This window comes from Enterococcus sp. AZ196 (genome assembly GCF_050498845.1).
GTDB lineage: Bacteria > Bacillota > Bacilli > Lactobacillales > Enterococcaceae > Enterococcus_A > Enterococcus_A murrayae.
On record NZ_JBIPAM010000001.1, the window covers coordinates 3,425,473 to 3,440,935 of the forward strand.

Genomic DNA, 15,463 nt, shown 5'->3' on the forward strand with positions numbered 1-15,463 from the left:
AAAAGAAATGAAAAGTAAAAACTTATTTGGATTATTGCAAGGGTTATTCACAATTGGCATGGGAATTATGATTGCAGGAACGGCAGCTGTCACAATTTTCGGAATAGGTATGAATTTTGTCAATTTAGATTTTATTTCAGAGAATGTACAAATCGAGGCCAATGGTATCGGAACCTTAGAAAACTTAGAGGCCTTACGTTCTCCGTTAACAATTTTGGCCGTTTTATTGGTTTTTATCATTTTGATTGTAGTATTCCGACTATCAGGCAAAATATTCAAAGAATTAAAGAATGATAATTTATTCGTTGGTGAAAATGTTGTGAGGTTAAAACAAGTAGCTCTATTAGTCGGAAGCCTATCCATCCTTTCTTCATTGCCATCATTAGCAATGAATTATGTAGGAGTGACTAGCGAACTGTATATGTTCGATATCGGCTATTTTATCACAGCGTTGATCATCTTCGCTTTTGCGAAAGTATGGGAACGAGCGAATGAAATTGCGGAAGAGAATGAGTTCACAATTTAGGAAAGGATCGTGTACAGTGATGATACGAGTAAATTTAGATGTGGAGCTAGCAAGACATAAAATGAGTTCAAAAAAATTGGCTAAAGAAATAGGGTTGACTACGACAAACCTGTCTGTTTTGAAGACAGGAAAAGCCAAGGCAATTCGTTTCAGTACGTTGGATGCGATTTGCAGAGAATTAAATTGTCAACCTGGAGATATTTTGGAATACGTCGAAAATGAAGTCGAATAGATAGAGTGATGGGAAATGGGGAGTTAAAAAATGAAAGTAATTCTAAAAGATAAGAATAACGAAGTTCGGGTGCTTTGGGTAGTTCTGATAAGTATAGTAAATTTTTTCGTGAGTATTGTTGGTATGAATTTGTTGTTCTTAAGTTTATTTCCGAACAATAAAATATTAGGGTATGGACTGTACTGTGCAGCAGCATGTACGTTACCCATAGTGGTTACTCGTTTTATAGGTAACTATAGTTTTTCTAAAGATCGACTTCAAAATATGGATTTTCTATTTGGCAAAGGACTCCTATCAAAGATCACCTCGGGATTCATTATTGGATTAGTAACGAATGGCGTATGGGCATTGATTTGTTGGTATTTAGGGCAACTTGAGATTATGTATAATGGATTCAATTTGGAAGTATTTGTTATTAGCTTCTTTGCTTATTTAGCAGTTGCTGTTGTAGAAGAATGTACATTTCGTGGCCTTATTGATACCGCATTTTCTAAATTTGGCTCAGTTGTGGGAATACTATCCTCCTCGACAATGTTTGCTTTTATGCATGGTGGATTCGAAGAAGGAGGATTAGCTTTTATAGAAAGATTCGCATTCGGTATTCTATTTAGTTTATTGATGAGACGTACACATAGTTTGATCTTTGTAGTAAGTGCTCATTTTTCTCATAATTTTGTATATACCGCTATTGCAGGAATTGGTGAACCTGGAAGAAAGACGCTATTCAGCACCCTGTTTACATCTAAGGCTAATTTTTTGGCTGGTAGTGTTGATGATGGTTCTTTGATTTTGATTTTAGTTTTGATGGCCTTGGTGTGTATAACCTTGTTTCAAATGAGCAAGGATAACGGAAAATTAAATAAAGTTAGTGCTTAATGTTTTTAAACAAAGAGGATGATTCAAAATATAAATTAGATATTTAGTAAGGAAGATCGTATGGACTATCTACTTACAACTTGCTTATGGCTTATTGCTTCTCTAATAGGATGTGCTATATTTTGGAAAGATTGGAAGAATTTAAAAGATACACAAAGATGGTTTCTGATTAGTAATTTGGGGCTTTCCATATTTGCTATTCTAGTTAACTTTTTCTAATTAGGAATGGAAATAATGTAGTAAACGATTCTAAACTATGAATGGAGGAGTATTAAATGAAAAATGTTTGTGAATTTATTTTTAATAGTAAAGATAGTCGAATCATTGTTGCTAATACTAAAAAGTTTTCCCTTGCCTAAACTAAAAAATAGAAATTCAATGAGCCTCATAAAAGAGACTGTCACTAGCTGTATTTTACTTGGAGATTTAAATGATTTTCAAACAAAGACTAGCTTTAATCTACGAATCAATAACAAACTCAAAATAAAATGTCTAATTCCAATGGTTCGATACAGATTGAGTTTAGTCCGAAGTTTGAAAAGGAAGGTCTAAAGCCCAATGATTTTTTTACTTCTAGCTCTAACCTTTCGGTAACCATTGACAATTCTTTATTGGTGCAATCCAACATATTAGGAACTAGAAATATTAACTGATTCCTGATATAATGAGCTTGCGAAATGTGAAGATTTCGAATGCTAGAAACACGAAAGTCCTACTCCTAGTCGAGTAGGACTTTTTATCGTTGGATGCGACGGTTAGCGCGTGAGTTAGAATGATAGCTGCTTTTCAGTTGTTGTATCTATCGATCATCTAACCAATGATCAACTAGTGTTGTCACTAGTGCCACAAAAAGCGGCACAACAACTAATGTGAAGAAATCTTTCATGACAGAAACATCACCTTTTGAGGCAGCTACCTTCGTTGGTATAGCACAGGTGAAAAAGGAGTAGTATTTACTCATAGATATCTAAATTATTTCTAACTACGATACTTAAATTATTGATATGATTAATAAAATAGGTTTCGATCTGAGTTATATCAGTCACTGATCTAACTCTTGATAAATTTATCTGCATTAATCGATTATACAGGAGGTTAGACTACATAAACGAAGAGCAGTAAGTAGCTTTAAAGCTACTGGAGAATCAACTTGATCCTGTTCAGTTCACACTACTTCAAGCCTTAACGATGAGGTTGTCTTATTTAAAGGCGGATACTATGAAATCCTTAATGCTAATGAAATCGAAGCTGTGATAAAGTTATATTTGAAGGTCAGGATACTTGAAACCGTAATCGAGCTATTAAGGTATTATTGTGTTGATTTTGTCCAAGAATTGTTATCATCTTTATTCATAGTCTAAAGTCAATTATCGAGTTGCTGAAAGGAGAGCAAAACACTTATGCGATTAAATGAGGAAGAGTCCAAATGGCTATCTCAAACCAGCGGTACATGCAGATTAAACATTGAGGTTCCTTATATTGTTTACAAGGACGATAACTGGGAAGCTGTTCAGGAGTTTTGCAAGCCGTTCATGATAGAGCGATCAAAGATAAATACAGATGAAGGACGAGCTGTCATTGATCTTCCCTCAGGAAACGAAACATTCGAGTACGGAATGGTATTGATTCGTCTCGGGAATAAACGGGTAATGGTGTTTACACCTAGCGAATTTTTAAACCTATTTCAACAGAATTTTTCGAAATGATTTAAACTATGGTCGAATATAGGATTTTCAGAATCATGTATACCAACAGAATATATTCGAAAAATAATCTTAGATGGGAGAGAAATATGAATAAATCTGGACAACATCTGAACAAATCTCGGTGGCTAAATTATGCAATAGTCTTTCTAGTAGCGATTGTAATAGCATTAAATAGTATTTATTTTCCTTTTAAGCAATAACAAGGAACAAAAGAATGAACCAATGCACACACAAAGTAGCAGCGTAATAGAGGAATCTAGTCAACAATCAAGTAATGACGAACAACTAAAAAAACACGCTCAAAGCGACTTTCCTTACGGCGTAGATATAACGGGTGATCAAGAATTGATTTTTATACCAAGAGGAAATAATGTAGGTTCGCTTCATAGTGGAATTATTATCTCAATTATTCCAATGGACAATGGGTATTCTGTTAAGTTAGTTCGTAGCTATCATGATGCAACGATCGATTTTAATGATAGTTCTACTTATAGAGCAGAAATAAAAAATTCTACTACAGAAAGAATTTTTGTTCAAGGCTATGGATCAACTCCTAAAAGAGATGCAAACGTAAATACTGAAATAAGTTTAGGTAGACAGTTATCAAATTCGGGAAAAACTTTTTCAGATTGGGAAGGTGCCAAACTTTACTTATTTTATGACAGTAAAGGTACATTATCATTATCAGTTCCGGATGTAGATGTAGGCAAAGAAGGACAATATATAGAGTATCAGCAATAATAACTCTCTTTCTAGCTAAGCCCGCAAATTGTACCGAAACTATTCTTCCATTTTTGTAAAATAATGTCCGGATATTGGATCATGATCTGACACTCTAGGAAAATGAAATACAGTTATTATTTATATCTGTTTTCTCGTTAGTTAATTACTATTGGATAGTTACAATTTTCAGTTGCGAATGTAACACAAATTGACTATGTTACATTTGTAAGAGCACTTCTATCCCCTTATTAAATCCCCCTTGCATATATTCTTAGAGATAGTTTACCTAAGGGTTTGAAAATAGTTGAGTATTATTTTTCAAGTAATACTGTCAATCATAGATAGTAGAATTTTGAGTTATTTCATGACTATCTGCTTTCTAATAATATCAGGACTTAAAATTTTCATGTGTTTTCCATAAGATAATAAGTATCTGATTAACCATTTTTGATCAGCCACTTGAGTTGTTACTATAGCAGTTCCATCTTTCTAAATAGTTTTGTCTTTAAATTAAAATCATCAAATAACCGATATAGAACATCTTCAGAAAAAGCTAAAGATGAAGAAATCATATTTTCCTCTACATGGGGAGAAACAATTTCCGGAGCTATAATTGGTGTAAATGTCTCATCTAACATTTTTAGAGAGATCATAAGATTGACTTTAAAAATTCTAAAATCATTTCTTTTTAAACAAAATGCTTGTAGATACCATGTTTGTGATTTATATAGTAGTTTTAAAGGGTCGCAAACTCTTTTTACTTGCTGATTTGAAGAATTCACATCCCAAAATTCTACGACATATCAAATTCTTTATGCCAAGGAGAAAAGTCGGCTTTTAACCAACTATCATAGGAAAGCTTAAATATTGATTGCAATTTTGAATATGATTGTTGACTTCTTTCAGGTTCAAGATTCATTAGGCTTTTAAGTGATAACAACAAATTTTTCTTGTTCTTCTTTTGAAAATAAAATTTTGTTCAATATGAAATGGTCCAATAAATATATCCCGCCATTTCTACCAGACTCTGCACAAATTGGTATTCCTAAAGAACTCAGTTTATCTATATCTCTAAAAATAGTTCGAGTAGATACCTCAAACATTTCCGATAATTCTTTCGAAGTTGCTGGTTTTGTGTTTAGAAGATGATAAATAATTCCAAATAGTCGTCCATTATTCATAGTATACTCTCCTAATTTTATAGAAAACTATGACAAATGGTGTCATAATTTCTGTAATATGATTAGGTCATACTATAGAAGCGGAGGTTTTAAAAGTGAAATATATATTTTCTAGTACGATTAGAACGAACAATTTTACTGATGATAATGTTCAAGAAAAAATAGCAGGTTTATGGAAAAAGAATGAATCTTTAGTTACACAAGCTAAAGAACAAAAAATAGCAGGTGTTTATCATGACTGCGAAAGTGATTACAAAGGAGATTATTCTCTTTCAATAGCTTTCCAGACGAGAACGGACGATCGAAAAACTAAAATAATGAATGTAACATAATCCAATTGTGTCACACTAAAACAGTGAAGCAGCATACGAAATAAGTATGCTGCTATTCTAATTAAAATTATTAGGAGTATTGATTGATAGGGTAGGTCGGAGGAGCTTTCTAAGTTCTACCGTTGAGTCTTTACAACTTTTTGATATATTGTATACTAATATATAGTATATCAAGGGAGGCTGATTATGAATAATTTCGATAACTTTTTTTTACCAACAACTAATTTGCGGGAATCAAAGGATTTTTATGAAAAAATAGGATTGAACGAGAAATTCAATTTCTCTGATAGAGGTATGGTAGCATTTTCTTTAAAAAATGAAGAACCAGCAATAATTTTAAAAGATGTTTCAAAATTTCCAGATCAAAAATCTACAATTTGGTTTGTTGTGGATGATACGTACAAAGAGTATCAGCGATTGAAAACTGAAGGAATCACATTTTTAAGTGAACCATTCAAAATAGGAACCGGTGTATCGGTAGAATTTGAAGACCCATCAGGTAATCGACTTGGCATAACTGACTATTCGGTAGATTAGACATGACGAATGTTGAAACGTTATTATTGGGCCTTATTTACCAAAAAGAAATGAGCGCTTATGAGATAAAAAAAAACATAGAATATAGAAATTTGAAAAGATGGGTCAAAATCAGCGATCAATCAATCTTCAAAAAAGTAATTGCTTTGACTAAAAAAGGTTATTTACATTCTGTTAAAGTAAGGGTTGATGCTTTAAGAGAAAAGGAAGTATATTTTATTACTGATATTGGCCGTGAATCCTATATTAAAGGAGTCAATGAAATTTCTGAAAAGCCTCTAAATGTGCTTTTAGATTCAAATATTGTATTTGCAACATTTGACTTGTTGGAAGTCGAGCAGCAAGAAATTTTTCTAAACAAAATGTTAATTAGAACACAAGAGAACCTTAATGAATTAGAAGGAAACTTATTAAAAAAAGATTTACCGTTTCACGCAAAGAAGATATTTCAGCAGCAAAAGTTAATGCTGAATGAGTTTGCAAAATGGCTTACAGATTATTCAATTGAAATAAACGAAAATCAAAATTAAAAAGACATTGTCTTTCTTATTGGATAATTGGATTTAGCAAATGTAACACAATTCGAATGTGTTATATTCCTTAAAGTAGCTCTATCCCTTGTGTGTCACTTTTAGATTTAAATGGCGTATTTTCTAATTGTTAAATGGCAAAAGGATCGGAAATTTTTCCGATCCTTAACTTGCTGCTTTAAATTAAAATTTATACGCTGTTTATTAATTGAAGAAGCAATCTATTAAAATCATCTCTATCTTTTCCTAGACTAGCAAAAAAATCATGATCCACTTTTTCGACAAGTGGTAAAGCTTCAGCTAATTTTTTTTGACCAAATTCAGTTAGTGCTATAGATTTGGCTCTCGTATCTTTTGTAGAATTTTTACGGTTTACTAATTCCGCCTTTTCTAAGTTTCTAACAATCGTAGAAACAGTCATAACATCTATATTCGATTTTTTAGATATATCAACTTGGTTAACTTCGTCTTTTTTCTGGCTAATATAACCTAATGATGCTAACACTATAAATTGTGGATGTGTTAATTCAATACTGTTTAATTGATCTTTGATTTGCTTGTGCCATAGATTATAGACTTTAACAAATGAAAGACCTATTGAAACTTCAGAATTATCTTTGAATTTAGAATGGAAATTATAATTCATTTGCAGCTCTTACCAATGAGAATACCGAAGCTGGAACATCAGAAAAAATTTGGGAGACAAATTGGCTATCTTCAACAGTTGTTTCTCTATCCGTTGGAACAAATTCTACCGCATGTTTAATGAATACACAGTTGTCATTTTGAATCAATTGGTGAATGAAATAAATATCGCCAACACCAGGAATAGAAGTCTTATCTGTAAACTCTTTATTAGGGATTACAGTAACCAATTCAAAATCCATTGCTGGTTGATCAGTAAGCTTCATAATACCACTGGTTCCGTGAACAAAATCTCCAGAAAGTGAAATCTCTTCTAGGTCATCTTCCCAAGTGAACCACTTATTGACATCTTCATATAATGACCAGATTTTTTCACTTGTTGTCCTTGCTTTAATTTCAAAACTAAATTTCATATAGCACGCTCCTTTTTGTAATTACACTTATAATAAGTGTAATTACAAAAATTGTCAAATGTTTTCTATATGTACAGAAAATAGTAAGAAAAGAAGCATTTCCTTCGTCGACATTCACACTACTATTTGATTACGCTGATGTCCAAAAGCTAGCTGGCGAAGATTGACTGGTATACCAAAGAATTATTAATCATTCACTAAAATATCCAGCGACAGAATTAGAAACATAGAGAAAGAAAAGCTGTGGCAAATTCAATTAGAAGGTAAATTAGAGAAATTAGCATTCGAATGATCTTAAAACGTACTTGGCGAAGAGTGTTGGAAAGCCGAGAGTAAAACGTCGACCTAAGGGGCGCCGTTTCACTCTCGGCTTTCTGCTCTATTACTATTTTCTTAAATTGGATAAGAATGTATTCTGACACTTACTTATGTATTTTTGACTGAGATAAAGCTTGTCTTTCATTAATTTATTTTCTTAATAAAAAAGAAGTTGAATGTAGGTGCTTGAAATTATAGCGTAAAATTAGTAGATACTAAAAAATATATTTTTGGGACCGCTACAAACAGCAAAAATAATTTTTGAGTATTCTAGTTTAGATGAAACGTAATAAATTATTTTTTTAGAAGGGATGAGGACATGGAAGAGAAACAAGAAATTCCTAGCAAGGAAGTTGAAGTGTATTTTAGAAACTATGAAAATGAAATAAGAACTAATAGAGAAAAATATTCTAAATCAAAACTTCTGCAGTACTACAGGTCGATAAAACAAGAATTCATTTCAGTATCAAATAGCATAAATGAAGGTAATTGCCTTTCTAGCATGCACCATCTACTTCTCTTGGATGCGAAGCTGCAAATTCTTTTCTTTTTCTGGTTGGATGATAAATACCACCATTGTACGGAAAACAAGATAATTGAGATGGCTGAAGCGGATTACAAAGATTATTACAATGAGATGGTAGAGATTCCTGAGTTTGGTCGCACACCAAAACCTTTAATCTTTATCTGATATACTAATTCGCTAATACATGTATATGTACAGTGGAAGTAAGCTGTTTGCCCAAAAAAAGAATCCCTATTATTCATTCAATAAAATGAATAGTAGGGATTTCTTCCTTTTAATTAGAAGAATGACTCAATTAGAAAGTGTGAAATTGGATATAATCAGACATACTATCACTCTTTTTCAATACCAACCTCTACTTTTTGTCTGGTCCCCCAACCTTGTACTCTTGTCATCATAAAGAACCCATAATAGGATAAGATCGTCCCTAAGTAGATGTTAAACAATGTAGATAATGGCGTAAAAACAAGAAATTCCTTGATAGAAATGTAATGCTTTCCCGAACTGTCCTTTATGCCCAATAGTCGACTTCCTCGTAAATAACCTAGGATAATCATATAGAGAAGAATCACCCAAGGAAATTTTCCTGTTTGTAAAGGATATACTATTGATACAAATGGAAACACCAAGAAATATAAAAGTTGAGTAACATATTGCATTGTAATAAACCACCAGATCATATGTTTGAAACTATGGTAACGAATAATAAACATTCCACCCCACCAAAAACTCTTCCACCAACGCACCCTTTGTCTGGTCAAATGACTAAGATTTTCAGGCATTAGCGTATATCCAATCGCGGTTTCCTGATAGACGGTTTTTCCTAATAAAGATGCATAGTGAGTTAACATTCGGTCATCACCAAACATTGCTCGTTGACCAAAGACAATTTGATTTAAATAATGGTCTAGGAATTGTTTCACTACTATATTTCTATATAAAGCTAAACCACCGCAACTTACACTGACTGCATCGTATACTGATGCACTCGCACGTCCATTTGTAAAAGAAACGGGAAAGCTTATACTTAACAATTTCGAAATTAAGGTTGTCCTGTTTTCTGATAGTAACAAACCAGCGACTGACATGATTTCTGAATCTTGAAATGGAATGCAGCCCTCGTAAATCGCATTTTTGTCCAAAACAGTATCACTATCCATTGTTATAAATATGTCAACTTGATCTTGGTATTCATAGAATGCTTTGCTTTGAGCCACTCGTTTTCCACTGTTAACAATGTATTTGTACTTAACCTTGAAAGAAACACTTTTTTTCCATTGCCGAACAATATCTTCGACACTGTTTTCCTTTGCGGAACCATCCTCAATAATATAAACAACATCTGGTTTTTGTGTTTGAGAGTCCAAACTGCTCAACATTTTTTTAAACATTATTTTATCTTCATTGTAGACGGGGATAACAACAACAGTTTTCAATTCTTTACTATTGCTAGTTTCATCTAGAGAAAATGGTTTGTATTGAAAAGAAGAAACTAATAGGAAGTTGTTCCAAATAAAAGAGAGAAACACCACTGGATATACCCACATCAATCGATTATTATCAAAAGATACCAGCTGATAATAACAAACACCTACTAATATGAATGTCGCTAAAACATAGACATTACGACCAGTTGCATTTGGTCGTAAAAAAGAGAAAGGAGGGCCGTCCTTCCTAGCTAACTTATTAGGACTGACAAGATTTACCACAATTAAAGTGAGTATAATGGTTAGAACTACTAAAGAAAAAATCCCAAAATTTTTAATCAGAAAAGCCTCCTTATCTATAAACAGTAATATTTTTCCGAAATAGGTGAAGCGAAGATGTATTTTGTATCAAGAACGGCTTTAGATTCACTTAAGACTTGTTCGTATTCTACATAATCATGATCAACCAAAACAACTACTAGATCGTAGTTACTCAGTTTTTTATAGTTGACCGATGCGACCTTCCTGTAGCCATCATCTATTTTTATTTCAGAAACATGATCATCAAATAAATCGATGGAAGCATGATACTTTTCTAAATTATGTAATAATTCTGGAACGACTGATAGACGGGTATCAGAAATATTTTTTTTGTAAGTTACACCAAGAAAAGCAATTTTAGAATCAAAAATTGGGATACGTCTTTTAACTAAAATATCCATAATCCGATCGGTACAAGAAGTAAGCATAGATTGATCAATTTTTCTTACTGTATCAATCAAATCGGAATCCATGCTGTTCTTCTTCATATACCATTGGAGATAGTAAGGATCAACACCAATACAATGTCCTCCAATTTTTACTGCAGGATTAAAACGCATAAATCCAAAAGGCTTTGTTTCAGCTGCATCCAAAACTTCTCGTGTATTAATTTTTAGTGTTTGACAAATCTTACTCAGTTCATCTGCTAAGCCGATATTTATAAAGCGAAATGTATTCTCATATAATTTGGCAAGTTCCGCAACTTCAGGAGAACTGACAGGAATAGCGGTTTTTCCAATTATTTTTGACGCTATTTCGGTACACTTCGTAGTATACCCACCTACTAATTTTGGCGTATCCTTGATAGAAAAACTTCTATTTCCAGGATCAATTCGTTCTGGGGAAAAGGCGACAAAGACATCTTCTCCTATAGAAAAACCTTTTTCGATCAAGGGTCTAATTAGGTAATCATATGTCGTTTTAGGATAACTGGTACTTTCTAAAATGATTAGTTTTCCTGGTAAAAGCTTTTCAAATATACTTTTTGTGGAAGAAGCTAATGCAGTCAAATCAGGATTATTGGAGTTATCAATAGGTGTTGGTACATCGATAAATATAATATCTGAATTTTCAATACCTTGGTACCCTGATGAAATTTCATTACTTAAAATGAAATTACTAACTGAACTATCAGAAATATCATCGACATAGCTCAGTCCGTTCCTCAAGGATTCAACCTTTGATATTTGTTTATCTATCCCTAATACACTGTACCCTTCCTCTGAGTAATGAATAGCGTGGGGAAGGCCAACGTAACCTAATCCAATGACAGCTATCTTTGCAGATTTATTGCCTATTTTTTCTTTTAAGTATTGAAAATGATTTTTCATAAATCGCTTCCTTTCTATTTCTATTAGATATGTTAATATCTAGATGTCTAAGAAAAAGCTGAAACTGACATATGAAGTGATTCACATGACGGTAGCAACAGAATCTATAAACTAAAATATAACAATATCAGGTGGATTTATATTCATTATTTTTTTTCTGAAAAAAAAATATTAATGAAAATACTGAATAATGTTTGGAGTACTTAAATTTGAATAGGCTTAATTACTTGCAAGAATAGTGATGAACCCTATAGTATATGATAAAAAGAGGAGTGATATATATGTTTGGACTGGAATATCGAACTCTTTTACAAAGAGATGTATTGGAGGTAATTGATTCGTTCGATCATCCTGTTTCTGTGGAAGAGATAAAAGAAGTATTAGGATATAGCAACTCCGTCACAATTTTGAAAACCTTAAAAGAGATATCTGATTTGATCAGTGAAGCGTATACTGATTCACATTATTCGATGAGACTGATAAATCCCAAAAAGGGTTATTACCAATTGATAAGATATTCTACAAATTTACAAAGTATATTTCAAACTATATTTTCACAAGACTTTGCTTATAATTTGATCAATATATTAATTGAAAAAAGATCTGTAATAAGTGTTGATATCTGCCAAGAATTAAATGTAAGTGAGTCAACTCTTCAACGGAAAGTCCGTTTAATTAATCAAGAAATCAAGGAATATGGTGTTTATATCTCATGCTCTGAAAAAGTACAATTTAAATCTGATGAGTTAAAGGTGCGTTTGTTTTCTTATGTATTCCTCTGGAGTACGAATCGACAGTTTTCTAATATCTCATTGGGGTACAAACTATCAAATTATATCTATACCTCAAAAGAGATACTCAAATACCTTAGATCGGTTTCTGATCCATTAAAAATAGAGATACTATCTTTTTGGGTTTTCATTTACTCTAATGCTATTTCAAAGAAAAAAGACTTGTTATTGTCCGAGACTCAAATGCGTATCATTAATGATTTCGATTTTCCCAAAAAACCTGAGTTTGTTGCAAATTGGCCTGACTTAGATTGGAAAATGCTCGTGATCACAATGTTCAATTCTGATATTTATGATTTCGATTTGAGTATGAACAGTGTATGCCATTCAGAGGTCTTGAGGGATGTTGAAACACACTCGAAAGCTTTTCTTAAATGTAGTGAAGAAAATTTTTCAATATTGAATGCTGAAGATGAAAAAAAACTGGGAAAAAGATTTATCAAGTATTCGTTATCATCATTCTTCTTTGAGTATAATGACGGAAAAGATAGTGATACTCACCATATTGTCAGTCTAGATGATTTTCAACTGAATTATCCGCATTACTGGGAAAGGTTCGAAAGAACTTGGGATAGTTTTATCAGTGGTGATGATGATATAGAAAGATATAGTTTAATGAGATATCCTGCACTTATTATTTGTTTATCCATATTTCCATTAGAACGCTTTATTCAGAGTTCAGAAAAAATATTATTATTTATATCAACTGATGTATCAATAACCTTCAGTAACTATTTAAAACAAGTTATTCGGAATACCTATAAGGATTATTACAAAATTGAGTTTACGTCTGATTTCAGAAAAGCACAATTAGTTATTTCCACTCTTCCATTTGATAGGAATATTTTAGTTAAAGGGCAAAAATCTTTAGTTATTAGGCCAAGTCTAAATAAAAATGATCTATTAATGCTCAGTGAGAATTTAAAAACAATAGATAAAGAAAATGAAGCAGGTCAGTAATAAAAATAATTTGAAAATCCAATGTTTTTTTGAAAAATAAACACAGATGATTTTTAAAAGGGGACCAGAAAATAAAAAGATCCCTGGGGCATCACCGTTTACAACAAGAAAGTTAGAAGTATAATAATTGCTTTCTTGTTGTAATTAGACAATCGAACGCACTTGATGAGGGGAAATATTTCAACTGCATATGAAGAAGTAAGATACTAAAAGGTAATTTAGTAACTACAAAATGTTATGCATGTCTCATTGAATGAAAATAAAAGTGGGTTCTGATGAAAGTTTGTAGTTCATATTCTTATTTTTGCTTAAGGATGAAAATCTTTTATCTTTTCAGTGTACATTCATTTCTAGAATACTAAATAGAATGTTTACGACAAAACTTTGCTTGCATAGCTTTTAAAAAGGCTAATCATTGATTTTCACTTAGAAAAATTATACTCAATTAGTTTAGAACCTACTCAAATCGGAAATATATTGTAAATTATATTAATAAACATACGACATTAAAATGGCGGATGAAAACTTATTGTATTGCCCTTTTAGTTACAAAAGGAATGAATTAATAATCCAACAATATGGTATGATAAACAGCTAACAGAATCTGTTAAAAAGTAATCTAATCAGGCTTTCGCATTTGAAATATTGCAGCAGTCAAAAAAATAAACCCGATGGAAAGAATAAGTAAGTTCATTTGAAAAGCTATTATGATCGAAAAAAGGCTAAGAGAAAGAAAAAAAGAAATTTCGTTTTTATTTTTCAAGTCCAATAACCTCCTTATACAAAGTGTATTTTACAGTTTATAAAAGGCTACGTAAACGTATTATGTTAGATACTGTTTCATAATTAGTGTTTTTTAATGGTTTTGCCGAATAAGCTTCATCTTAAATATTAGCAATAAAAATACTTATTCATTCTCCAAAGTTTAAAAATATGGAGAAATAAAGGCAGTATTAAGATTTTTTATTTGTGAATATTTAGGCTGTGCAATGATATATTGTCAGATTTTTATACAAAAGAAGTACAACTATTTTAGTGCTGAAGGTTCATTATTTGAACATTCAAAATTTGAGAGTTTCATACAAAATTGTTAAATTGTGGCGAGTCAGATGTATAATATCAGCTTTATCTAATCTGGTTGAAAACAAAACCTGTAATTTTGTCAACCGATTTACTGGAACTCTTCGCTCATTTGTTTGGCGGAGATTCTGAATCCCATTATTTGAGGATTGATGAACTATTTCATGAAGTTCATAAGAGTGAAGCAATTAGGAAAAAAATCAATTATGTGAATCTAACATTGACAAGATAGTTAAGAAGAACGCGAAAATCGGCCAATAATGGATTAAATAAAGCACAGATATTACTAGGAAGGATATCAAAAAGTAGCTTATCATTGGAAAATGGGCTATATACCAGTGAACTGATAATAAGAGCTGTATGATGGGAGACTATCACGTTCGGTTCTGTGAGAGGCTTGGGGTGAAAGTCTCCTACTCGACCTAGGTGAAATTATATGTATCACATAGTTTTCACCCCAGAAATATAGAAGAAAAGTAGTCTATGGGAAATTAAGAAAAGATATTGGAGGAATTTTGCGGAAGCTCTGTGAGATGAAAGAGGTAGAAATAATCGATGCGTACGCAATGCCAGATCATATTCACATGTTGGTAAAAGTACCTCCAAAAGTAAGTATCTCGCAGTTCATGGGCTACTTGAAAGTAATGAGTGCGACGCTTATCTATGAGCAGCATGGAAACTTAGTCTATTAATATGGAAATAAGAATCTCTGGTCAAAAGGTTATTACATGAGCACAGTCGGTCTGAATCAGAAAATAATTGAAAAATATATACAAGAGCAAGAATCAGATGATCGAATCTGAGATAGTATAAGTAAACGAGAATACGTTGATCTACTCAAAATGAAGAAAAAGAAATAAAGTAGCGAGCAAAGAGCGGTTGGTGGTCTTTTAGAAAGCTAGCAGGTGAGTAGTGATTCCTTCTAGAGGTGTTAAAAATCCACCCGTTCTCACGGGTGGATGTGTTACTCTTACTTATACACTGTGTTACACATGTGATCAATTATGC

18 protein-coding genes and 1 pseudogene are annotated in these 15,463 nt (G+C 32.2%); 11 read left to right on the forward strand and 8 right to left on the reverse strand.

Features of this window, described 5'->3' with window-relative positions:
* The first annotated feature begins 7 nt into the window (after positions 1-7).
* Genes IGI67_RS16475 through IGI67_RS16485 form a run of 3 tightly spaced genes read left to right on the forward strand, consistent with a single transcriptional unit; the run spans position 8 to position 1,634 of the window.
* Positions 8-526, forward strand: a complete 519-nt coding sequence (locus IGI67_RS16475; RefSeq protein ID WP_429958416.1) for a DUF2975 domain-containing protein — start codon at positions 8-10, stop codon at positions 524-526.
* 19 nt (positions 527-545) lie between these two features.
* The gene (locus IGI67_RS16480; RefSeq protein WP_429958656.1) at positions 546-758 is read left to right on the forward strand and encodes a helix-turn-helix domain-containing protein; all 213 of its coding nucleotides are present in this window, start codon (positions 546-548) and stop codon (positions 756-758) included.
* Positions 759-788: 30 nt separating this feature from the next.
* On the forward strand, positions 789-1,634 hold the full coding sequence (locus IGI67_RS16485) for a CPBP family intramembrane glutamic endopeptidase (RefSeq protein ID WP_429958417.1): 846 nt from the start codon (positions 789-791) through the stop codon (positions 1,632-1,634).
* 799 nt (positions 1,635-2,433) lie between these two features.
* Here IGI67_RS16485 and IGI67_RS16490 read toward each other — a convergent pair.
* On the reverse strand, positions 2,434-2,595 hold the full coding sequence (locus IGI67_RS16490) for a type I toxin-antitoxin system Fst family toxin (RefSeq protein WP_429958418.1): 162 nt from the start codon (positions 2,593-2,595) through the stop codon (positions 2,434-2,436).
* 439 nt (positions 2,596-3,034) lie between these two features.
* Between IGI67_RS16490 and IGI67_RS16495 the strand changes: the two genes are divergently transcribed.
* Together IGI67_RS16495 and IGI67_RS16500 are read left to right on the forward strand one after the other, a co-directional pair.
* Positions 3,035-3,340 (forward strand): hypothetical protein, encoded by a 306-nt coding sequence (locus tag IGI67_RS16495; protein ID WP_429958419.1) that lies wholly within the window; start codon positions 3,035-3,037, stop codon positions 3,338-3,340.
* A 222-nt stretch (positions 3,341-3,562) separates the two neighbouring features.
* The gene (locus tag IGI67_RS16500; protein ID WP_429958420.1) at positions 3,563-4,081 is read left to right on the forward strand and encodes a hypothetical protein; all 519 of its coding nucleotides are present in this window, start codon (positions 3,563-3,565) and stop codon (positions 4,079-4,081) included.
* A gap of 339 nt (positions 4,082-4,420) precedes the next feature.
* On the opposite strand, the gene IGI67_RS16505 is transcribed toward IGI67_RS16500, so the two are convergent.
* From IGI67_RS16505 to IGI67_RS16515, 3 genes are all read right to left on the reverse strand, one after another.
* Complete coding sequence (locus tag IGI67_RS16505; protein WP_429958421.1) at positions 4,421-4,522, reverse strand: hypothetical protein; 102 nt, start codon at positions 4,520-4,522, stop codon at positions 4,421-4,423.
* 11 nt (positions 4,523-4,533) lie between these two features.
* Positions 4,534-4,845, reverse strand: coding sequence for a WYL domain-containing protein (locus IGI67_RS16510; protein WP_429958422.1), 312 nt, complete (start codon positions 4,843-4,845; stop codon positions 4,534-4,536).
* A gap of 144 nt (positions 4,846-4,989) precedes the next feature.
* Positions 4,990-5,244: a helix-turn-helix transcriptional regulator gene (locus IGI67_RS16515; protein ID WP_429958423.1), complete on the reverse strand. Its 255-nt coding sequence runs from the start codon at positions 5,242-5,244 to the stop codon at positions 4,990-4,992.
* 95 nt (positions 5,245-5,339) lie between these two features.
* On the opposite strand from IGI67_RS16515, the gene IGI67_RS16520 reads away from it, so the two are divergent.
* The 3 genes from IGI67_RS16520 (at position 5,340) to IGI67_RS16530 (ending at position 6,643) form a co-directional block, all read left to right on the forward strand.
* Positions 5,340-5,576: a hypothetical protein gene (locus tag IGI67_RS16520; RefSeq protein WP_429958424.1), complete on the forward strand. Its 237-nt coding sequence runs from the start codon at positions 5,340-5,342 to the stop codon at positions 5,574-5,576.
* 186 nt (positions 5,577-5,762) lie between these two features.
* Positions 5,763-6,113, forward strand: a complete 351-nt coding sequence (locus IGI67_RS16525; RefSeq protein ID WP_429958425.1) for a VOC family protein — start codon at positions 5,763-5,765, stop codon at positions 6,111-6,113.
* 2 nt (positions 6,114-6,115) lie between these two features.
* Complete coding sequence (locus IGI67_RS16530; RefSeq protein ID WP_429958426.1) at positions 6,116-6,643, forward strand: PadR family transcriptional regulator; 528 nt, start codon at positions 6,116-6,118, stop codon at positions 6,641-6,643.
* A 190-nt stretch (positions 6,644-6,833) separates the two neighbouring features.
* On the opposite strand, the gene IGI67_RS16535 is transcribed toward IGI67_RS16530, so the two are convergent.
* Together IGI67_RS16535 and IGI67_RS16540 are read right to left on the reverse strand one after the other, a co-directional pair.
* Positions 6,834-7,289, reverse strand: coding sequence for a MarR family winged helix-turn-helix transcriptional regulator (locus IGI67_RS16535; protein ID WP_429958427.1), 456 nt, complete (start codon positions 7,287-7,289; stop codon positions 6,834-6,836).
* Positions 7,279-7,701 carry a hypothetical protein gene (locus IGI67_RS16540; protein WP_429958428.1) on the reverse strand — a complete coding sequence of 141 codons (423 nt, stop codon included), beginning with the start codon at positions 7,699-7,701 and terminating at the stop codon, positions 7,279-7,281. The genes IGI67_RS16535 and IGI67_RS16540 overlap by 11 nt, the downstream gene beginning before the upstream one ends.
* A gap of 637 nt (positions 7,702-8,338) precedes the next feature.
* Between IGI67_RS16540 and IGI67_RS16545 the strand changes: the two genes are divergently transcribed.
* Positions 8,339-8,710, forward strand: a complete 372-nt coding sequence (locus tag IGI67_RS16545) for a DUF7006 family protein (protein WP_429958429.1) — start codon at positions 8,339-8,341, stop codon at positions 8,708-8,710.
* Positions 8,711-8,877: 167 nt separating this feature from the next.
* Here IGI67_RS16545 and IGI67_RS16550 read toward each other — a convergent pair whose 3' ends face one another.
* Both IGI67_RS16550 and IGI67_RS16555 read right to left on the reverse strand, forming a co-directional pair.
* Complete coding sequence (locus IGI67_RS16550) at positions 8,878-10,092, reverse strand: glycosyltransferase (protein ID WP_429958657.1); 1,215 nt, start codon at positions 10,090-10,092, stop codon at positions 8,878-8,880.
* 236 nt (positions 10,093-10,328) lie between these two features.
* Complete coding sequence (locus tag IGI67_RS16555) at positions 10,329-11,624, reverse strand: nucleotide sugar dehydrogenase (RefSeq protein ID WP_429958430.1); 1,296 nt, start codon at positions 11,622-11,624, stop codon at positions 10,329-10,331.
* A gap of 281 nt (positions 11,625-11,905) precedes the next feature.
* Between IGI67_RS16555 and IGI67_RS16560 the strand changes: the two genes are divergently transcribed.
* Both IGI67_RS16560 and tnpA read left to right on the forward strand, forming a co-directional pair.
* Positions 11,906-13,375 (forward strand): helix-turn-helix domain-containing protein, encoded by a 1,470-nt coding sequence (locus tag IGI67_RS16560; RefSeq protein WP_429958431.1) that lies wholly within the window; start codon positions 11,906-11,908, stop codon positions 13,373-13,375.
* 1,516 nt (positions 13,376-14,891) lie between these two features.
* Positions 14,892-15,258: pseudogene (tnpA, locus tag IGI67_RS16565) on the forward strand (IS200/IS605 family transposase).
* Positions 15,259-15,463: the final 205 nt, after the last annotated feature.